Origin of the sequence: Streptosporangium roseum DSM 43021 (genome assembly GCF_000024865.1) — a bacterium.
Taxonomy (GTDB): Bacteria; Actinomycetota; Actinomycetes; order Streptosporangiales; family Streptosporangiaceae; genus Streptosporangium; species Streptosporangium roseum.
Map to the genome: position 1 here is coordinate 1,166,924 of NC_013595.1, position 18,703 is coordinate 1,185,626.

The 18,703-nt window shown below is 70.5% G+C and carries 20 protein-coding genes; 14 read left to right on the forward strand and 6 right to left on the reverse strand.

Features of this window, described 5'->3' with window-relative positions; all coding sequences use genetic code 11:
• Positions 1–15: 15 nt before the first annotated feature.
• From SROS_RS05465 to tsaD, 7 genes are all read left to right on the forward strand, one after another.
• Positions 16–1,188 (forward strand): alpha/beta fold hydrolase, encoded by a 1,173-nt coding sequence (locus tag SROS_RS05465; protein ID WP_012887886.1) that lies wholly within the window; start codon positions 16–18, stop codon positions 1,186–1,188.
• A 45-nt stretch (positions 1,189–1,233) separates the two neighbouring features.
• On the forward strand, positions 1,234–1,677 hold the full coding sequence (gene tsaE, locus SROS_RS05470) for a tRNA (adenosine(37)-N6)-threonylcarbamoyltransferase complex ATPase subunit type 1 TsaE (RefSeq protein ID WP_012887887.1): 444 nt from the start codon (positions 1,234–1,236) through the stop codon (positions 1,675–1,677).
• 170 nt (positions 1,678–1,847) lie between these two features.
• On the forward strand, positions 1,848–2,519 hold the full coding sequence (locus SROS_RS05475) for a hypothetical protein (RefSeq protein WP_012887888.1): 672 nt from the start codon (positions 1,848–1,850) through the stop codon (positions 2,517–2,519).
• A 6-nt stretch (positions 2,520–2,525) separates the two neighbouring features.
• Positions 2,526–3,089 (forward strand): class F sortase, encoded by a 564-nt coding sequence (locus SROS_RS05480; protein WP_012887889.1) that lies wholly within the window; start codon positions 2,526–2,528, stop codon positions 3,087–3,089.
• Between the two features lie 59 nt (positions 3,090–3,148).
• Positions 3,149–3,832, forward strand: coding sequence for a tRNA (adenosine(37)-N6)-threonylcarbamoyltransferase complex dimerization subunit type 1 TsaB (gene tsaB / locus SROS_RS05485; RefSeq protein WP_012887890.1), 684 nt, complete (start codon positions 3,149–3,151; stop codon positions 3,830–3,832).
• On the forward strand, positions 3,829–4,281 hold the full coding sequence (rimI, locus tag SROS_RS05490; RefSeq protein ID WP_012887891.1) for a ribosomal protein S18-alanine N-acetyltransferase: 453 nt from the start codon (positions 3,829–3,831) through the stop codon (positions 4,279–4,281). The genes tsaB and rimI overlap by 4 nt, the downstream gene beginning before the upstream one ends.
• Positions 4,274–5,305, forward strand: a complete 1,032-nt coding sequence (tsaD, locus tag SROS_RS05495) for a tRNA (adenosine(37)-N6)-threonylcarbamoyltransferase complex transferase subunit TsaD (protein ID WP_012887892.1) — start codon at positions 4,274–4,276, stop codon at positions 5,303–5,305. The genes rimI and tsaD overlap by 8 nt, the downstream gene beginning before the upstream one ends.
• Positions 5,306–5,369: 64 nt before the next feature.
• Here the strand turns inward: tsaD and SROS_RS05500 are convergent, their stop codons facing one another.
• Complete coding sequence (locus SROS_RS05500; RefSeq protein ID WP_012887893.1) at positions 5,370–6,437, reverse strand: alkene reductase; 1,068 nt, start codon at positions 6,435–6,437, stop codon at positions 5,370–5,372.
• A 108-nt stretch (positions 6,438–6,545) separates the two neighbouring features.
• Between SROS_RS05500 and SROS_RS05505 the strand changes: the two genes are divergently transcribed.
• Positions 6,546–7,052, forward strand: a complete 507-nt coding sequence (locus SROS_RS05505) for a MarR family winged helix-turn-helix transcriptional regulator (protein ID WP_012887894.1) — start codon at positions 6,546–6,548, stop codon at positions 7,050–7,052.
• A gap of 76 nt (positions 7,053–7,128) precedes the next feature.
• Here SROS_RS05505 and SROS_RS05510 read toward each other — a convergent pair whose 3' ends face one another.
• From SROS_RS05510 to SROS_RS05520, 3 genes are all read right to left on the reverse strand, one after another.
• Positions 7,129–8,289: a hypothetical protein gene (locus SROS_RS05510; RefSeq protein WP_012887895.1), complete on the reverse strand. Its 1,161-nt coding sequence runs from the start codon at positions 8,287–8,289 to the stop codon at positions 7,129–7,131.
• A gap of 226 nt (positions 8,290–8,515) precedes the next feature.
• Positions 8,516–9,682, reverse strand: coding sequence for a class I SAM-dependent methyltransferase (locus tag SROS_RS05515; RefSeq protein ID WP_012887896.1), 1,167 nt, complete (start codon positions 9,680–9,682; stop codon positions 8,516–8,518).
• Between the two features lie 19 nt (positions 9,683–9,701).
• The gene (locus tag SROS_RS05520) at positions 9,702–10,340 is read right to left on the reverse strand and encodes a Uma2 family endonuclease (protein WP_245564564.1); all 639 of its coding nucleotides are present in this window, start codon (positions 10,338–10,340) and stop codon (positions 9,702–9,704) included.
• 387 nt (positions 10,341–10,727) lie between these two features.
• On the opposite strand from SROS_RS05520, the gene groES reads away from it, so the two are divergent.
• The 4 genes from groES (at position 10,728) to SROS_RS05540 (ending at position 13,957) form a co-directional block, all read left to right on the forward strand.
• Positions 10,728–11,039, forward strand: coding sequence for a co-chaperone GroES (gene groES, locus SROS_RS05525; RefSeq protein WP_012887898.1), 312 nt, complete (start codon positions 10,728–10,730; stop codon positions 11,037–11,039).
• 89 nt (positions 11,040–11,128) lie between these two features.
• Positions 11,129–12,754 (forward strand): chaperonin GroEL, encoded by a 1,626-nt coding sequence (gene groL / locus SROS_RS05530; protein ID WP_012887899.1) that lies wholly within the window; start codon positions 11,129–11,131, stop codon positions 12,752–12,754.
• 272 nt (positions 12,755–13,026) lie between these two features.
• A complete protein-coding gene (locus tag SROS_RS05535; protein ID WP_012887900.1) occupies positions 13,027–13,665 on the forward strand; it encodes a sigma-70 family RNA polymerase sigma factor in 639 nt (212 codons plus the stop codon).
• A gap of 88 nt (positions 13,666–13,753) precedes the next feature.
• Positions 13,754–13,957, forward strand: a complete 204-nt coding sequence (locus tag SROS_RS05540; RefSeq protein WP_043651405.1) for a hypothetical protein — start codon at positions 13,754–13,756, stop codon at positions 13,955–13,957.
• On the opposite strand, the gene SROS_RS05545 is transcribed toward SROS_RS05540, so the two are convergent.
• Together SROS_RS05545 and SROS_RS05550 are read right to left on the reverse strand one after the other, a co-directional pair.
• The gene (locus SROS_RS05545; protein WP_012887901.1) at positions 13,918–14,295 is read right to left on the reverse strand and encodes a DUF5319 family protein; all 378 of its coding nucleotides are present in this window, start codon (positions 14,293–14,295) and stop codon (positions 13,918–13,920) included. The genes SROS_RS05540 and SROS_RS05545 overlap by 40 nt on opposite strands.
• A 72-nt stretch (positions 14,296–14,367) precedes the next feature.
• Positions 14,368–15,378 (reverse strand): helix-turn-helix transcriptional regulator, encoded by a 1,011-nt coding sequence (locus tag SROS_RS05550; protein ID WP_012887902.1) that lies wholly within the window; start codon positions 15,376–15,378, stop codon positions 14,368–14,370.
• A 443-nt stretch (positions 15,379–15,821) separates the two neighbouring features.
• On the opposite strand from SROS_RS05550, the gene guaB reads away from it, so the two are divergent.
• On the forward strand, positions 15,822–17,303 hold the full coding sequence (gene guaB, locus SROS_RS05555) for an IMP dehydrogenase (protein WP_012887903.1): 1,482 nt from the start codon (positions 15,822–15,824) through the stop codon (positions 17,301–17,303).
• 135 nt (positions 17,304–17,438) lie between these two features.
• A complete protein-coding gene (locus tag SROS_RS05560; protein ID WP_012887904.1) occupies positions 17,439–18,557 on the forward strand; it encodes a GuaB3 family IMP dehydrogenase-related protein in 1,119 nt (372 codons plus the stop codon).
• Positions 18,558–18,703: the final 146 nt, after the last annotated feature.

Here is an 18,703-nt window from a genome sequence, read left to right on the forward strand (position 1 = left end):
ATCTCAGGGGGTCGCATGAGTACTACCACACGGCGCAAGGTCGGAATCGCGGGTGCGATCGTCGGTGTGGCGTCAGCCGGGCTGGCCACCGCGGCCTTCGCCAAGCGGTACGCCGTCGGTCGCATCAGGCTCCGGCCCGACCTTGAGGCGAACGAGCCGCTGGGCGAGCTGCGCGGCCGGCCCACCACGGTCGTCACCTCCGACGGCGTGTCCCTCTACGCCGAGGTGGACGGTGCCGACGACGCCCCGCTGACCGTGGTGTTCTGCCACGGCTACACCCTCAACCTCGACTCCTGGCACTACCAGCGGCGCGACCTGGGCGACTCCTACCGGCTGGTCCTGTGGGACCAGCGCTCCCACGGGCGCTCACCGCGCACCACCGCCGAGGACTCCACCATCGACCGGCTCGGCGACGACCTGGCCGAGGTGATCGCCGCGCTGGTGCCCGGCCCGTGCGTGCTGGTGGGGCACTCCATGGGCGGCATGACGGTCATGGCGCTGGCCGACCGGCACCCCGAGCTGTTCGGTGACAAGATCAAGGGCGTCGCGCTGATCTCCACCTCCTCGGGCAAGCTGGCCGAGATCTCCCTGGGCCTGCCCGCGCTGCTGGCCAAGGCGGTGCACAAGGTCACCCCGGGCACGGTCTCGATGCTGAGCCGGGGCGGCACGCTGGTGGACAGGGGCCGTGAGGCGGGCAACGACGTGGCCTTCCTGGCCCTGCGCCACCTGGGTTTCGGCGACTCCAAGAACGTCAGCCCCACGGTGGTGGACTTCGCCGAGTCGATGATCCGCTCCACCCCGTTCGAGGTGATCGCCAACTTCTACCCGGCGTTGATGTCGCACGACAAGCTGAACGCGCTGAGCGTCCTGGACGACGTGCCCACCTCCATCATGGTCGGTGACAAGGACTGGCTGACGCCGGTGGACCACAGCAGGGCGATGGCCGAGGCGCTGCCCCGCGCCCAGTTCACCGAGGTGCCCGACAGCTCGCACCTGGTGCAGCTGGAGCGGCCGACGGTCGTCAACGACGCGCTGCGCGACCTGCTCAAGCGAGCGGCCGCCGACAGCGCCGCAGACGGGGCCATCGACAAAGCTGCCGACAGCGCCACAGACGGGGCCATCGGCAATGCCGCAGACGGGGGCGCCGACCGCGCCATCGACGGCGTCGCCGACGACCCGGAGCGGTGAGACGGACCCTGAGCACGCGCGAGCATCAACGGGAGTGATCGAGCAGTGAGAATCGTGGCAACCGCCGAAGAGATGCGGGAGCTGGGCGTGGAGCTGGCGGGGCTGCTCCGGCCGGGAGACCTGGCGGTGCTGTCCGGGCCGCTCGGCGCGGGCAAGACGACCCTGGTCCAGGGGATCGCCGACGGGCTCAAGGTGCGCGGGCCGATCACCTCCCCGACCTTCGTCATCGCCCGGGTGCACCCCTCGCTGTCGGGCGGCCCCGCGCTGGTGCACGCGGACGCCTACCGGCTGGGCGGCGACCTGGAGGTCGACGACCTCGACCTGGACGCCTCGCTGGAGGAGTCGGTGACGGTCGTGGAGTGGGGCGAGGGTCTGGTCGAGGGGCTCGCCGACGACCGGCTGGAGATCTCCATCGAGCGGGGCGAGTCCGGCGAGGAGCGGACGGTGCGGCTCCGCGGGATCGGTGCGCGATGGGAGGGCATCGTCTGATTCGCCCCCGTAGCCGCGGGAATCCTGACACGCTGGCACTCCATCCCAGTTGATATAGATCATCGGGGTTGAAGATCGACTCTTGCGCTTTTGCCCATGTTTAATGGGGAAGTGGCGGGAAGTTGTGCCGGGTGAGGGTCGTCGGCCGGACTGCGAAGTGGAGTGCGACGGTGCCAAGGGTCAAGCGTGTCGCGGTTCTAGGGACCATCACCCTTCTCGGGGTGGCGGGCATGGTCGGATGCACGGCCGAGGCAAACTCGGGCAATCCGGGAGGGACGGCCTCGCCGGCCGTGCCGGAGACGGGGATCAGCCGGCAGGACATCGAGGTCCAGCTGCAGCCGGCCCGGGTCAAGGCGGGACAGAAGGTGTGGGTGCTGGCCAACTGCCCGATCCCCGAAGGGGGGCCCGAGCACCGCGGCACCGCGTCGTCGCAGATCTTCCGCACCCCGGTCACCCTCGATCCGATCCTCACGACGCCCAGCCCGGCACCGTCGGCGAGCGCCACCCCCGTGGCGAAGCCGTGGGTCCGCGGCCAGGCCACCGTCGCCGCCGGCAGCAAGGCCGGCGTCTACGACGTCAACGCCAGGTGCGAGGGGACCAACGACACCGGCAAGGCCAGCCTCAGGATCGTCACGGACGTCAAGCCGACCCCGAAGGACACCCCCACCTCCAGGCCGACCAGGACCATCATCAGCACCCACGCGCCGGGCACCGGCGGAGGCGGCACCGCGGCCGGCGGCCCCCAGGACTCGGGCATGCCGTTCGGCGTGGCAGGGGCCCTGCTGGCGGCGGTCCTCGCCGGCGGCGTCGGCTTCGCGGTCGTGCGCCGCCGCCGTCCGTAGTCCCCGATGGCCGAATCCTCCCGCTGGTCACGGATCATCGTGGCCGGCGTCATCACCGGCGCCGTCATGGTCGCGTTCAACAGGGGCGGCGAGGACACCCCGCCCGCCCGGTCCTCGGTCGTGCCCAGCCGCATCGACATCCCGTCGCTCGGCATCAAGGCGCCGCTGATGAAACTCGGCGTGACGGACGGCCAGATCGACCTTCCGCCGTACGAGAAGCCGGACATGGCGGGCTGGGTCAAGGACAGCGCGATCCCCGGCGACCCGGGCTCCGCGGTGATCCTCGGGCACGTGGACACCAAGACCGACCCCGCGGTCTTCTACAAGCTCAAGGACATCCGGGAGGGCCAGGTCGTCAAGGTCGTGCGCAGTGACGGCAGGACCGCCCAGTATCGCGTGGACTCCGTCGAGCAGGTGGACAAGAACAGCTTCCCGGCGGACAAGGTCTACCTGGAGGACGGCCTCCGGCTGATCACCTGCGGCGGGAACTTCGACTGGGACAAGCACGAATACCGCGACAACGTGATCGTCTACGCCACCCTGGTCACACCGGCCGGCTCCAGGGCCTGACCGCCTCCGGGCCGGTGGAGTGGGCCCGGCTGCCGCCCGACGGACTAGGCTAACTGTTCGTGCTGGTCCTGGCCTTTGATACCGCAACCCCCGCCGTCACCGCAGCGCTGCACGACGGTGAGAGGGTCCTCGCCGAGTCGACGACCGTTGACGCGCGTCGCCACGGCGAGCTGCTCGTGCCCACGATCGAGACGGTCCTGCGAGAGGCGGGAGTCTCGCTCGGCGACGTCACCGCCGTCGTCGCGGGCTCCGGTCCCGGCCCCTACACCGGCCTGCGGGTCGGTCTGATGACCGCCCAGGCCCTGGCGACGTCGCTGGGCGTGCCGGCCTACGGCGTGTGCACGCTCGACGCCGTCGCCTACGGCAGCGGGCTGGCCGGGCCGTTCCTGGTGGCCACCGACGCGCGGCGCAAGGAGGTGTTCTGGGGCCACTACGAGGATCCGCGGGTCCGCCTGTCGGGTCCCTCGGTGGACAGGCCGCAGGACCTGCCCGGGGAGCTCCCGCTCGTCGGCGCGGGCGCGCGGATGTACGCCGAGACCGTCGGGCCCTCCCGCGTGACCGACGCGCCGGACTACCCCTTCGCGGGGGCGCTGGCGGCGCTGGCCGCCGAGCAGCTCGGCGAGCCCGACGTCCGGGAGGTCGTGGAGAGCGGCACGCACCCCGTGCTGAGCCTGCCCCGCCCGATCTACCTGCGCCGTCCCGACGCCCAGGTGCCCTCGGCGCCGAAGAAGGTCTCCACATGACCGCGGTGCTACGTCAGATGACCTTCGACGACCTGCCCGCCGTCATGAAGATCGAGCGGGAGACCTTCCCCCGCGACGCCTGGAGCGAGGGCATGCTCCGCGCCGAGCTCGACGACCAGCCCCGGACCCGGCACTACGTGGTCGCCCTGGTGGACGATGAGATCATCGGCTACGCCGGGCTTTTCGCGGCGGGAGACCAGGCGGACGTGCAGACCATCGCCGTCGCGGTCGACCGGCGGCGGGCGGGGATCGGCGCGGCGCTGCTGACCGAGCTGCTGGCGGAGGCCGTACGACGGGGCGCGCACTCGGTCTTCCTGGAAGTGCGTGCCGACAACCCGACCGCGGAGGCGATGTACGACCGCTTCGGATTCGAGCGGATCGGCCTGCGCCGCCGTTACTACGAGGACGGCACCGACGCGATCACGATGAAGAAGGATCTCAATGCGTGACGAACCCCTGGTCCTGGGCATCGAGACCTCCTGTGACGAGACCGGAGTGGGCATCGTCCGGGGGCACACCCTGCTGGCCAACACGATCGCCTCCAGCGTCGAGCAGCACGCGCGGTTCGGCGGCGTGGTGCCGGAGGTGGCCTCCCGGGCGCATCTGGAGGCGATGACCCCGACCGTCGAGCGGGCACTGGAGCAGGCGGGCCTGCGCTTCGCCGACATCGACGCGATCGCGGTGACCGCCGGGCCCGGCCTGTCCGGCGCGCTGCTGGTCGGCGTGGCCGCCGCCAAGGCCTACTCGCTCGGCCTGGGCGTGCCGCTGTACGGCGTCAACCACCTCGCCGCCCACGTGGCCGTGGACCAGCTCGAACACGGCGCCCTGCCCAAGCCGTGCATCGCCATGCTGGTCTCGGGCGGCCACTCCTCCCTGCTGCTGGTGCCCGACGTCGCCAAGGACATCGTCTCCCTGGGCTCCACGGTCGACGACGCCGCGGGTGAGGCGTTCGACAAGGTGGCCCGGGTGCTCGGCCTGCCCTTCCCCGGCGGCCCCTACATCGACCGGGCGGCCCAGGACGGTTCCGGCACGGCCATCGCGTTCCCGCGCGGCAAGCACGACGACGGGACGCTGGACTTCTCCTTCTCCGGGCTGAAGACCGCCGTGGCGCGCTGGGTGGAGGCGCGGGAGAGGAACGGCGAGTCGATCCACGTGCCCGACGTGGCGGCGTCGTTCCAGGAGGCCGTGGTCGACGTGCTGACCCACAAGGCCCTGCAGGCGTGCCGCAGGCACGGCGTCCGTGACCTGCTGATCGGCGGTGGCGTGGCGGCCAACTCCCGGCTGCGCGCCCTCGCCCAGGAGCGCTGCGACGCGGCCGGCGTACGGCTGCGCGTCCCCCGCCCGGGACTGTGCACGGACAACGGGGCGATGGTGGCCACGCTCGGCTCCGACCTGGTGGCGGCCGGCGTCGCCCCGTCCCTGCTGGACATCCCCGCCGACTCCTCCCTGCCGATCACCACCGTCCACGTGTGATCTCCCGCCCTCCGCGGGGCGGGCTCTCACCAGCGTGTGCTCCCGCCCCGTCCGGGGCGGGCTCTCACGCGGGGCGGGCGGGGTGGAGGGCGAGCGTCGGGTAGTCGGTGTAGCCGCGGTGGTCGCCGCCGAAGGCCGTGCTGAAGTCGGGCTCGTTGAGCGGTGCGCCGAGCCGGAGGCGGAGCGGCAGGTCGGGGTTCGCCAGGAAGGACGCGCCCAGCGCGACCAGGTCGGCCCCCCTGCCCAGCCAGTGGGACGCCCTGGCGGCGGGGTCGCCGAGCGAGGGGTCGTTGACGATGAGCGTGTTCGGCCACAGCGAGCGGATCCGGTCGCTGAGCTCGCCCGAACCGCCCGCGACGAGGTGCAGGTAGGCGAGGTCCATCTCGGAGAGCGCGGAGACCAGCGCCGGGTAGACCACGTCCGCGTCGTCCTCCCGCAGGTCCTGCACGCCGCTGGCGGGGGAGAGCCGGATGCCGACGCGGGAGGAGCCGATCGCGTCGGCGACCGCCCGGGCGGTCTCCACGGCGAAGCGGATCCGGCCGTCCGCGGACCCGCCGAAGCGGTCGTCGCGCAGGTTGGCGTTCTGGGACAGGAACTGGTGGATGAGGTAGCCGTTCGCGCCGTGCAGCTCGACCCCGTCGAAGCCGGCGTCGATCGCGCGGACGGCGGCGGCGGCGAAGTCCCGGACGGTCGCCTCGACCTCGGCGGTGGACAGCTCCACCGGGGTGGGGACGTCCTGCATGCCGGCCGGGGTGAAGATCTGCGCGGCCGGCCGTACGGCGGACGGCGCGACCGGCGGCGCGCCGGTGTTGTCGGGATGGCCGATCCGGCCGGAGTGCATGAGCTGGGCGAAGATCCGCCCGCCCGCCGCGTGGACGGCGTCGGTGACCTCGCGCCAGCCGGCCACCTGCTCGTCGGTGTGCAGGCCGGGCGTGTCCATGTATCCCTTGCCCGCCGGGCTCGGCTGCACGCCCTCGGTGACGATCAGGCCGGCCGAGGCCCGCTGGGCGTAGTAGAGGGCCGTCAGCGACGAGGGGATGCCGTCGACGTAGCTCCGCGAGCGCGTCATGGGGGCCATCACGAGCCGGTTGGGCAGTTCCAGGTCACCGAGTCTGAACGGTGCGAACGGCATGGCGAGATCCTTTCTTGGCCGACCAACTTGGCCAGCCAATGGTTAGTTCTACAACTTGGCCGGCCAACTTGCAAGCGGTAGGCTCATCTGCGGAACGGGAGGCCTGAGATGACGGAGCCGATGTTCGAGGAGGGTGTGCGGGAGACGGGCGAGGACGGCGGCCTGAACTGCCTGATGGCCCAGACGACGCGCGGCCACCGCGTGCTGCTCGCCACACTCCTCGGGGAGATCGACCTCTACCCGGGGCAGGAGCGGGTGATGACCGCGATCTGGGAGAACGGCCCGCAGTCGCAGAACGCCCTGGCCAGGATCGTCGGCATCGACGTGTCCACGATGACCAAGTCCCTGCAGCGCCTTGAGCGCAGCGGGTTCGTCAGGCGCAGCCCCTGTCCGACCAACCGGCGCGTCAGCATCGTCGACACCACGCCGGAGGGCGACGCGCTGCGACCGCGGATAGACCGGGTGCTGTCGGAGGTCCACGCGCGGATGACCCGGGGGCTGACGCCCGAGCAGACGGACCAGCTCTGCTCGCTGCTGGAGGTCGTCCGGGGCAACATCTGCCGCGAGGCGGAGCTGGCCGGTTCGGCGGGGCCGATCCCTCCGGGAAGCTGCTGAGAGGGGCGCGGGCCTGCGGCTTGCCGGCGGCTCCGGAGACTGCCGGGAGGGGGGCGGGCCCGCCCGTACGGGACGATCAGTCCTTGTCGTTGCGCGTGGGGCGCAGGAGCACTTCGGCCAGGGCCAGCATGGTCTCCTCAAGGGCGCCCAGGCGGCGGGTGAGGTCGGCGCGGGTGGGCTCCATCGTCTCGCTGAGGGCCTCGGCGAGCTGCTCGCGGTCGGGCTGGGCGCCGAGCATGTCGGCCAGGGGCAGGAGGGCCGCCTGGCTCTGGACGACACGCTCGTCCAGGGCGGCGAACCGCCTGGCGTGGTCGTCGGTCTGGGCGCCGACGATCTCGCTGATGTTCAGGACGGCCGGCAGGCGGCCGACCCGCTGGTCGACCGCCTCGACGCGGTCGTCGACGCCCTCCAGCCGCAGCCCGATCTTCTCCACGTGGCCGTCCAGCGCGCACAGGCGGGAGTCGACGACGTCCACCCGGCCGGTGACGCGGCCCTCGACGTCGTCGAGACGCTCGTCGAGCAGATCGACCTTGCCGTTCACCTGCTCGACCGCGGCGAGCAGCCGGCCGGCCGCGTCGCCGACGGCCTCCCGCACGCTCGCGGACAGGTCGAGCATCCCGGACTCAAGGCGTTCGGCGCGCTGGCCGAGGTCGGCCAGTGACCTGTCCAGGCGGGTGAAGCGGCCGGCCGCGGCCTCCATGTTCGCCTGGATCTGCCCGAGGCGCTTGACGGCGTCGCCCACCCGGTCGCCGACCCCCCGGGTGCCGTCGGTGATCGACTGAAGGCGGACGAGTGCCTCGTCCACGCTCTCGCCGACGGTGCCGATGTCGGCCCAGAGGCTCGGCAGCTCGCCCACGGGCGTGACCCGGTCGCGGACGGAGTCGACCCGCTGGCCGAGGGAGCCGACGCGCTCGCCCACGGCGTCCACGTGGTCGCGGACCGCCTCGACGTGCTGGGCGAGCCCCTCGGCCCACGCCGGGGGGCGGACGGCGATGTCGTCCAGACGGCCGTGGACGGACTCCAGCGTGCCGCTCAGCCCGCCGAGCTCGCGCTCCCTGACCTCCCGCAGCAGCCACTCCATGCCCTCCAGGCGCTGGCGGATCTCGTCCAGCACGGCGCCCTGGGTGCGCTGTTCGTACACGTGGTCCTGAGCGGCGCGGGCGAGGAGCTCGCGCATCCGGTCGGAGATGGCGGTCTGACTGCCTGCCTGGAGCAGGGTGTGGTCGGAGTGATCCACCGAAAGCTCCTTCACTCGCCGACGGTCAGCCGCGCGGTGGGGTTGGTCCTTTTGCTAATCGACGCGTTGCTATCAGACGCGCTTCAACCGCAGGCGGGGGAAGAACTCCCGCGCGACAACCCTAGCCTCTGGATCAAGGTTTTTCAGAGCGGAATTTAAAAGATCGTGATTGCCAACACAATGTCCGAATTCGCTGTTCAGGCAGGTCAAGAACTGTTCAGGCGGGTCAAGAAGGGGTGCAGATGAGGGCGAAGGGCCTCTCGATAATCCGGGTGAGAATGACAACCATGGATTTGTCGCCAGAAAGTCTCAGGTCTTTCCGCAGGCGTTCGATGTCGACCGCCGAGCCGCGCTTCTTGATCGTCACGTTGCCGGCCCCGCGCTCGCGGAGCGCCGCCCGCAGCCGCTTGAGCGAGAACGGCAGCATCTCGTGGACCTCGTACCGGGACGCCCACGGCGTCTCCACGGCGAGGTCCCCGGTGATGTAGGCGATGTGCGGGTCGAGCAGGTGGCCGCCGACCATCGCGGCGATCTCCGCGACGAGATGGGCACGGATGGCCGCGCCGTCCGGTTCGTACACGTAGCGGCCGACGGGGCCGTGCCCGGCCTGGCCCAGCGCCGGATCGGGCGTCACCGTCGCGCCCGCCGGCAGGATCGTGGCCCTGCGCCCGGTGTCGCCGGCCAGCCCGCCGCACCAGATCACGGCCTCCTTGACGTCGCCCTTGTAGGAGACCCACTCGGCCTCGGCTCCGTCGGGGATGAACTCGTAGGGGATGCCGGGGGCGACCTTCAGGCAGGCGGCCCCCGCCTTCGCCACCATCTCCAGCACCTCGGGCCACGGCGGCGAGTAGGCCATCGGGTCGAAGGTCCTGCCCCGCGCGGTACGGCGGGCGGGGTCGGCGAACAGGACGTCGAAGGCGGCCGGGTCGACCGTGGCGGCGTCGGCCGTACGGACCGAGACCCGGTCGCCGAAGCCGAGGGCGTCGGCGTTGGCCTGGGCGATCGCCGCGGTGAGCGGGTCGGCGTCCACGGCCTCCACCTCGCATCCGGCCCTGGCCAGCGCGAGGAGGTCCCCGCCGATACCGCAGCAGACGTCGGCCACCCGGGAGCCCGGGGCGATGCGGCGGGCCCGGTGGTCGGCCACCTCACGGCGGGTGGCCTGCTCCAGGCCGCCGGAGGTGAAGTACATGAGGTCGGCGTCGGCGCCGAACTTCTCCCTCGCGCGCCGCCTGAGCATGGCCTGCGTGAGCGCGGCCGAGGTCAGGTGGGCGTCGTAGGTCTTCCTGAGCCGCGTCACCGCCGCCACCGGGTCGTCGCCCACGAGCTGGGCCGCCGCCCCGAGGGCCTCCTGGCCACGCGGTGTCAGCAGCTCCCGGAATGCGTCAAGGTCCACGCCACCCGACGCTACCGCCTCAGCTCAGCAGGTCGGCCAGGTCGATCTCAAAGGGGAACGGCACCTCCAGCGAGAGTCTGCCGTGATGGATGCCGGTGGGTACGTAGGCGCGGGTGGCGGGGTCGAGTTCGTAGACGTAGACCACTGGTTTGCCGCCTTCCTCTTCGATCCGCCAGAAGTGCGCGATTCCGGCTGCCGCATACCGGGGAGGTTTGACCTCGCGGTCACGGAGCTTGGACTCGGGGGAGACCACCTCCACGACCAGGTGGACCTCCTCGGGGGTGTACGAAGTGCGGTCGTGGTCATGGTCCAGGGTGGCGTCGATGAGGAGCACATCGGGGCAGGGGCGCTGCCTGACACCGAGGGTGACGTCCATCTGCGTGGCCACCGCGAGGCGTTCGGGCGCCTGGGCCTCGAAACTGCTCGCGAGTCTCCGGATCACGACATCGTGGAAGCGCTTCTGGGGGGACATGAAGATGAGGGCTCCATCGACGAGTTCGACGTGCTTGAAGAAGTCCAGCTCGCCGTTGGGGCCCTCCTCGGGGAGGCGGTCGAGGTCGTCGGCCGCCCATCCGCCGGACGGCGGATACGGCCAGTTGGTGAGCAGGCCGCCGTTCTTACGCAGCGTGTCCGCTTCCTCGCTTATCGTGCTGGTCACGTCGTCCACCGTAGCGTCGTCGTCGTCACCGTGTGTGGCCATTGAGTCACATTCCCGTCGGAGTCCGCCCCGTCCCCCTGTATGTTCCCCGAATCGGGGGGGTGACGTCCGGAAACGGCGCAGTTCACGGTGATGGCCTGCGGGCGCGGGCCTCCGGTGTCCCCCTCCGGAGGGGGCGGGCGGCCCGGCGGAGGGGGCGATGTTGTTCGCGGGAAGCGCATCAGGGCGGTTCGTGTTGACTGTCAAGGCCTACTTGCATACTGTTCCGTATTGGCACTCTCCCCTTGAGAGTGCCAAATCATATGCGACGAGGCAGGTCTGACTCCCGCGACGGCAGACCGCTGGTCGCCTCTTCTAGATCATTCAAATCTGAAGGGGAGGTCCGACGTGACGACCGCCACCAAGGTTCCCGTTAAGCCGCTCGGCGACCGCATTGTGGTCCAGCCGCTTGAGGCCGAGCAGACCACCGCTTCCGGCCTCGTGATCCCGGACACCGCCAAGGAGAAGCCGCAGGAGGGCAAGGTCCTCGCGGTGGGCCCCGGCAACTGGGACGAGGACGGCGACAAGCGGATTCCGCTCGACGTCAAGGAGGGCGACATCGTCCTCTACAGCAAGTACGGCGGCACCGAGGTGAAGTACGGCGGCGAGGAGTACCTGGTGCTCTCCGCTCGTGACGTGCTCGCCATCATCGAGAAGTAAACAAGCTTCATAAAAGATGACGTATCGAGCCCCGGGTCGCGTGAGCGCCCGGGGCTTTGATGCGCCGACGTACTTCAGAGAGGATTGACATGCCGAAGATCCTGTCGTTCGAGGAGGACGCACGCCGCGCTCTTGAGCGTGGTGTGAACGCCCTGGCGGACGCCGTGAAGGTGACCCTCGGCCCGCGTGGCCGCAACGTCGTCATCGACAAGAAGTTCGGTGCGCCGACCATCACCAACGACGGTGTCACCATCGCCCGCGAGGTCGAGCTGGAGGCTCCGTACGAGAACCTCGGCGCCCAGCTCGCCAAGGAAGTCGCCACCAAGACCAACGACGTCGCCGGTGACGGCACGACCACCGCCACGGTCCTCGCCCAGGCGATGGTCCGCGAGGGTCTGCGCAACGTCGCCGCCGGCGCCCAGCCGCTCTCCCTCAAGCGCGGCATCGACCTCGCGGCCAAGGCCGTCAGCGACAGGCTGATCGAGTCCGCCCGTCCGGTCGAGGACAAGAAGGAGATCGCGAACGTAGCGACGATCTCCGCGCAGGACTCCAAGATCGGCGAGCTGATCGCCGAGGCGTTCGACAAGGTGGGCAAGGACGGTGTCATCACCGTCGAAGAGTCCAACACCATGGGCCTGGACCTGGAGTTCACCGAGGGTCTCCAGTTCGACAAGGGCTACCTGTCGCCCTACATGGTCACCGACCAGGAGCGGATGGAGGCGGTCCTGGAGGACCCCTACATCCTGATCACCCAGGGCAAGGTCTCCTCCGTCGCCGACTTCCTGCCGCTGCTGGAGAAGATCGCGCAGACCAAGAAGGCGCTGCTCGTCATCGCCGAGGACGTCGAGGGTGAGGCCCTGGCCGTCCTGGTCACCAACAAGATCCGCGGCACCTTCACCTCCGTCGCCGTCAAGGCGCCGGGCTTCGGCGACCGCCGTAAGGCCATGCTGCAGGACATCGCGATCCTCACCGGCGGCGAGGTCGTCAGCGAGGAGGTCGGTCTCAAGCTGGAGAACGTCGGCCTCGAGGTGCTCGGCACCGCCCGCCGCGTCGTGATCACCAAGGACTCCACCACGGTCGTGGACGGCGCCGGCGACCAGCAGGCGATCTCCGACCGGGTCCGGGAGATCAGGCACGCCATCGAGCAGTCCGACTCCGACTGGGACCGCGAGAAGCTCCAGGAGCGCCTCGCCAAGCTCGCCGGCGGTGTCTCCGTGCTGAAGGTCGGCGCGGCCACCGAGGTGGAGCTCAAGGAGAAGAAGCACCGCCTTGAGGACGCCATCTCCGCGACCCGTGCGGCGATCGAGGAGGGCATCGTCTCCGGCGGTGGCTCCGCGCTCATCCACGTCGCGAAGGTCCTGGACGACCTCGGCCTGTCCGGCGACGAGGCGACCGGTGTCGCCGTGGTCCGCAAGGCGCTCATCGAGCCGGCCCGCTGGATCGCCGAGAACGCCGGTCTTGAGGGCTACGTCGTGACGACCAAGGTCTCCGAGCTCTCCGGCGGCCAGGGGTTCAACGCCGCCACCGGTGAGTACGGCGACCTGATCGCCCAGGGCGTCATCGACCCGGTCAAGGTCACCCGCTCGGCCGTCCAGAACGCCGCCTCCATCGCCGGCATGCTGCTGACGACCGAGGCGCTCGTGGTGGACAAGCCCGAGGACGAGGCCCCGGCCGCTGCCGGCGGTCACGGCCACGGTCACGGCCACGGCCACTGATCCCCGACGGGACCGTACGGCCCGCGCCCCCTCGGGGCGCGGGCCGTTCCGTTTTCCGGTAAACCGAAAGGGGTCCCAAAGCGTCACCGTCTGTCGCGCGGAAGACCAAACGTTCTTCTGACAAATAGCTGACATATTCGGCTATCCAATGAAATATTTACGCATACCAAGGTCTTTACTGTCGCCATTCGATTACGCTCGGTTATCTCCGCCTCAATGTGACCAATCCGTAGCCGTTTGCCATGACGACAGGCCGGATCAGGGCGGGCATCATGCCTAACGTGACCGAGGGATGCGTCGCCGACGCCAAAAATGGGGTAAGGCTTGCGACGAGATCTGACGGGGTCGCCCACAGGGATGATCTCAAGGATCTGACAAGCCTCGCCGTTCAGGGGGATCGCACCGCGATCGAAACCCTGATCGCGCAGTTACGGCCAATGGTCGTCCGTTATTGCCGTGCTCGTCTCGGCCGGGTTTCCGGTCAATATCACATCGCAGACGACGTGGCCCAGGAAGTATGCATCGCGGTGCTGTCCGCACTGCCCCGTTACCGGGACATGGGACGCCCGTTCGCCTCCTTCGTCTTCGGCATCGCCTCTCACAAGGTGGCCGACGCGTTGCGCAGCTCCGTGCGCTCCGCCGTACCCACCCAGGACCTCCCGGACGGGCCTGACGAGGGCCCGGGGCCGGAGGAGACCGTGGTCCGCTACATCGAGGCCGAGCACGCCCGCAGGCTGCTCTCCAGGCTCCCGGACAACCAGCGCCAGCTGCTCATGCTCCGTGTGGTGTCGGGCCTCTCCGCGGAGGAGACGGGTAATGTACTGGGCATGTCACCAGGTGCGGTCCGCGTCGCCCAGCATCGGGCGCTGGCCCGGCTGCGGGCGATGGCCGAGCTGGAGTCGATAGCTTGACCGCGGAGCAGCCGAGCCCGGTCCGGCGGAGGCGTGGCTCGCGGAGCGGCGCCCGCGGCCCCGGCGGGAGCCCCGAACGGGCGGGGTCATGACGGCGGTCCATCCGCGACGTCCGGCCCGGAGATACGGGCCGGAGGAGGATCCGGCGATCGCCGAGACCGACGCCCTCCTGGAGGCGCTCTCCCGCAGGCAGGCCGTCTCCACGTCCGACGTCGCGGTGAACCTGCTGTCCGCCCTGATCGACGACGTCGATCAGCGGCGTTCCTCGGTGTCGATCACCCCGTCCACGTAACCCCGGGCGTACTCCCAGGTGACGTAGTCCGTGGGGGTGGGCTGGAAGGCGGGCTCGTGCACCTGCGGCCGGCCGTTCTCGATCATCTGGCGCAGGTTGCCGCGCAGCAGCTCCCAGTCGAAGTAGTGCTGCTCGCCGCACTCCGGGCAGTCGAGGACCAGGCCGAGCACCCCCTGGGGCTCCAGCAAGGAGCGGAAGACCTCCACGTCGGCGAGGTCGGTCATGGCCTCGTCGCGTTCGGCCGAGGTCAGCGGTTCGGGATCGCCGGGCTCCCCCAGCGCCGCCGCCGGGTCGTCGGGGTCATCCGCGAACGGGTCGCGAGGGACATCGTCGAGCACGATCCCACCTTATGACCTGGATGCGGCCAACAGGGGCCGAACTACACCAGCCGCCCACGACCGTGCCCGGAACTACACCAGCCACCCGCGGCGGGCGGCCTCCACGCCCGCCTGGAACCGCGACTGCGCGCCGAGTTCGGCCATGGCGTCGGCGAACCGGGAGCGCACCGTCCGGACCGAGAGCCCGAGCTGCCGGGCGATCATCTCGTCGGAGACCCCCTGGGCCGCCAGCCGCAGCACCCGCACCACGCCGTCGCCGCGGTGCGTCCACGGCAGCGGCGCCGCGCGGGTCCACAGCTCCTCGAAGAGCGAGCGCAGCGAGGCCACCACGATGGCCGCCCGGACCAGGTGGAAGTTGTAGGCGTTCTCCGCGAGGGTGCCGCCCCACTGGGCGGGCATGCCCGCGGCGTCGTCCCCGGCGACCAGGAACCAGCTCGGCACCACGTCGAGGGTGCGGACCTGGGCCCCAGCCCGCTCGAACTGGTCCAGCTTGTCCCGCAGGCCGGGGATCTCCAGCGTGTGGACCGGGATGACGGTCCGGGAGGAGAGCAGCCCGGTGCGCTGGGCCGCGATCCACTGGTCGGCGTAGCGGTGCGCGAAGTCGCTCACCGTCCGGCTGTCGGGGACGGCCGACAGCATTTCCAGCGGCGGCGCCTGGAGCGCCATGCCGACCACGCTCTCGTAGAGCTCGTCGGCCCCGCCGACCAGGTCCACCGCGAACTGGCCGGTCTGGTAGTCGAGCCCGGCGTCGTACTGATGGATGAAGCCCCGGATGGACCCGAGCACGGTGTCGATCCTGCGGCTCTCCGCGGCGAGCCGGTCCAGCCGCTCGGCGACCAGGTGGCCGAGGGCCGCGGCGGGGTGCCTGGCGAGATACTCCCCGCCCTGCTCGTCGACCACGCCCAGCCGCACCAGACTGGTCAGCTCGCGCCGCAGCGCCTCGGGCGAGCGGTCGGTGGCGTCGGCGAGCTCGGCGCAGGTGGCGCGGTGCAGGCGCAGCACCGTGTTGTACAGCGCGGTCTGCCCCGGGGTGAGGCCCAGGGTTTCGAGCGGGTCGGGCGGCGCGGATGTGTCAGTGCGCATCGGGGAGGGACTCCTGAGGTGACACGATCCCGAGAGGATAACCCGGCGAATCATCTCTGTCCGGGCGTTGCCCCGACTGGCGTGTCCGGTGCTGCGGTGTCATGTCCGGAGTGCGGATCCCGCCGCGGGCACCTCGTCTCCGGGGTGCAACTTCGTGCAATTGCACGTTTGCCCATTGCGACGTGGACGGACGGTGACGCAGGCTTGACGCAGCGTCGGCATCGGATGCGGGCAACGCCGCCGCCCGGACGCGGAGGGGGGTCCGGCGGCACGCAGGCGCCCCGTGACGATGCCGGTGACCGGGGGACCGGGCGGGTCACCGACCGCTCGGTCCCTCGCTTTTCCCCCGGTGTCCTCCAGGTTTGGAGCCAGACTCTAAACTGAGACTCAGGGGGCCGGCGCCTTTCCCCACTTATGAGAGCGCCGTGGCAGGAGGGTTGCAGATGGCCAAGTTCACCGAGCCGGGGCTCACGTTCGACGATGTGCTCCTGGTTCCCGCGTATTCGGACCTGCAGCCCGGTGAGGCTGATACCAGTACGCGGCTTTCACGCGGGATCACCCTGCGTATCCCGCTGATCTCGGCGGCGATGGACACGGTCACCGAGGCTCGCATGGCGGTGGCGATGGCCCGTCAGGGCGGCATCGGCATCCTGCACCGCAACCTCTCCATCGAGGACCAGGCGCAGCAGGCCGACCTCGTCAAGCGCTCCGAGGCCGGGATGGTCACCAACCCGGTCACCTGCTCACCGGACGACACCCTCGCCGACGTCGAGCGCCTCTGCGCCACCTACCGGATCTCCGGTGTCCCGGTGACCGGCCCGGACGGCGTGCTCGTCGGCATCGTCACCAACCGCGACATGCGCTTCGAGACCGACCAGCACCGTCCGGTGCGCGAGGTCATGACCCCGATGCCGCTGGTCACCGCGCCGGTGGGGGTCTCCAGGGACGGCGCGTTCGAGCTGCTCAGGCAGAACAAGATCGAGAAGCTTCCGCTGGTCGACGCCGGCGGGCGGCTCCGCGGGCTCATCACCGTCAAGGACTTCACCAAGAGCGAGCAGTATCCGCTCGCCACCAAGGACGCCGACGGCCGGCTCGTCGTGGGGGCGGCCATCGGCGTCGGGGGTGACGCCGAGCAGCGGGCGGCGGCCCTGATCGAGGCCGGTGTCGACGTGATCATCGTCGACGTCGCCCACGGTCACTCCAAGGGACTCGCCGACATGATCTCCACGATCAAGGCCAACAGCCGGGTCGAGGTGATCGGCGGCAACATCGCCACCCGCGCGGGCGCCCAGATGCTGATCGACGCCGGGGCCGACGCCGTCAAGGTCGGCGTCGGGCCGGGCTCCATCTGCACCACCCGCGTGGTCGCCGGCGTCGGCGCGCCGCAGGTGACGGCCATCCACGAGGCCTCCCTGGCCGCCGGTCCGGCCGGGGTGCCGGTGATCGGCGACGGTGGCCTCCAGTACTCCGGCGACATCGTCAAGGCCATCGCGGCCGGCGCCGACGCGGTGATGCTGGGCTCGCTCCTGGCGGGATGTGAGGAGTCCCCGGGTGAGCTGATCTTCATCAACGGCAAGCAGTTCAAGTCCTACAGGGGGATGGGCTCGCTCGGCGCGGTCCGCAACCGCGAGCGCGGCGGCGCCTCCTTCAGCAAGGACCGCTACGCCCAGGCCGACGTCGGCGGCGAGGACAAGTTCATCCCCGAGGGCATCGAGGGCCAGGTGCCCTACCGCGGCCCGGTCGCGGCGGTCGCCCACCAGCTCGTCGGCGGTCTGCGCCAGGGCATGTGGTACTCGGGGTGCCGCACGATCGCGGACATGCACACCAGCTGCGAGCTCATGCCGATCACGGCGGCGGGTCTCAAGGAGAGCCACCCGCACGACATCCAGATGACGGTCGAGGCTCCGAACTACCACCGCCGATAGGGTCCTGTCGCGGATGCCGAGGACGAACCCGGGGATCCGCGCCAGGCTCGGCGAGCAGGCGGGCCACAACGGCACTGTACGGCTTGCGCCCGCTTGGCGTGAGCCGTACACGCATGGAATGGGAAAGACAGAAATATGACTCAGGTGGAGATCGGGCGCGGCAAGAACGGCCGTCGCGCCTACGCCCTCGACGAGATCGGCATCGTCCCGTCCCGTCGCACCCGCGACCCGGAAGAGGTCTCGATCGCCTGGCAGATCGACGCCTACCGGTTCGACCTGCCCGTCGTGGTGAGCCCGATGGACAGCGTGGTCTCGCCCAGGACCGCGATCGAGGTCGGCCGGCTCGGCGGTCTCGCCGTGCTCGACCTCGAAGGACTGTGGACCCGCTACGAGGACCCGACGCCGTTGCTGGCGGAGGTGGCCGAGCTCAAGGGTGAGGCCGCGACGAAGCGGCTCCAGGAGATCTACGACGCGCCGATCAGGGACGAGCTGATCGGCCGGCGGATCGAGGAGATCCGCGCGGCGGGGGTGACCACGGCCGTCCGGCTGTCCCCGCAGCGCACGGTCCAGCACCACAAGGCCGTGATCGACGCGGGTGTGGACATCTTCGTGATCCGCGGCACCACGGTCTCCGCCGAGCACGTCTCCGGCCGGGCCGAGCCGCTGAACCTCAAGCAGTTCATCTACGAGCTCGACGTCCCGGTGATCGTCGGCGGCTGTGCCACCTACACCGCGGCGCTCCACCTGATGCGGACCGGCGCGGCCGGCGTGCTCGTCGGCTTCGGCGGCGGCGCCTCGCACACCACCCGCACGGTGCTGGGCGTGGTGGTGCCGATGGCCACCGCGATCTCCGACGTGGCCGCGGCCCGCCGCGACTACATGGACGAGTCCGGCGGCCGCTACGTGCACGTCATCGCCGACGGCGGCATGGGCACCTCCGGCGACATCGCCAAGGCGATCGCCTGCGGCGCCGACGCGGTCATGGTCGGCTCGCCGCTGGCCAGGGCCGTCGAGGCCCCCGGCCACGGCTTCCACTGGGGTTCGGAGGCGCAGCACCCCGAGCTGCCCCGGGGCAAGCGGGTCGAGTTCGGCACGGTCGGCACGCTGGAGCAGATCCTGCACGGCCCGTCCTCGGTGGCCGACGGTTCGATGAACCTGATGGGCGCGCTCAAGCGCACGATGGCCACCGCCGGATACTCCGACCTGAAGGAGTTCCAGCGGGTCGAGGTCGTCGTCGCCCCGCACACCTCCTGACGCAGGCAGACGTCTCGCGCGGACGCCCGGCCCGCCGGGCCGGGCGTCCGCCGTCCCTCCGGTGCGTCCCGTGCGGGCACGGCGTGCCGGGCGGCGGGGAGACGTAAGGGATCCGCGAAAGTGACGTATGGGGGAAAATCTGTGAA

Excerpts from the sequence above, each read along its gene's own strand:
- SROS_RS05465 (WP_012887886.1), top strand. The coding sequence starts at position 16 with ATGAGTACTACCACACGGCGCAAGGTCGGAATCGCGGGTGCGATCGTC.
- SROS_RS05480 (WP_012887889.1), top strand. The coding sequence starts at position 2,526 with ATGGCCGAATCCTCCCGCTGGTCACGGATCATCGTGGCCGGCGTCATC.
- rimI (WP_012887891.1), top strand. The coding sequence starts at position 3,829 with ATGACCGCGGTGCTACGTCAGATGACCTTCGACGACCTGCCCGCCGTC.
- tsaD (WP_012887892.1), top strand. The coding sequence starts at position 4,274 with ATGCGTGACGAACCCCTGGTCCTGGGCATCGAGACCTCCTGTGACGAG.
- SROS_RS05500 (WP_012887893.1), bottom strand. The coding sequence starts at position 6,437 with ATGCCGTTCGCACCGTTCAGACTCGGTGACCTGGAACTGCCCAACCGG.
- SROS_RS05505 (WP_012887894.1), top strand. The coding sequence starts at position 6,546 with ATGACGGAGCCGATGTTCGAGGAGGGTGTGCGGGAGACGGGCGAGGAC.
- groL (WP_012887899.1), top strand. The coding sequence starts at position 11,129 with ATGCCGAAGATCCTGTCGTTCGAGGAGGACGCACGCCGCGCTCTTGAG.
- SROS_RS05535 (WP_012887900.1), top strand. The coding sequence starts at position 13,027 with ATGCCTAACGTGACCGAGGGATGCGTCGCCGACGCCAAAAATGGGGTA.
- SROS_RS05540 (WP_043651405.1), top strand. The coding sequence starts at position 13,754 with ATGACGGCGGTCCATCCGCGACGTCCGGCCCGGAGATACGGGCCGGAG.
- SROS_RS05550 (WP_012887902.1), bottom strand. The coding sequence starts at position 15,378 with ATGCGCACTGACACATCCGCGCCGCCCGACCCGCTCGAAACCCTGGGC.
- guaB (WP_012887903.1), top strand. The coding sequence starts at position 15,822 with ATGGCCAAGTTCACCGAGCCGGGGCTCACGTTCGACGATGTGCTCCTG.
- SROS_RS05560 (WP_012887904.1), top strand. The coding sequence starts at position 17,439 with ATGACTCAGGTGGAGATCGGGCGCGGCAAGAACGGCCGTCGCGCCTAC.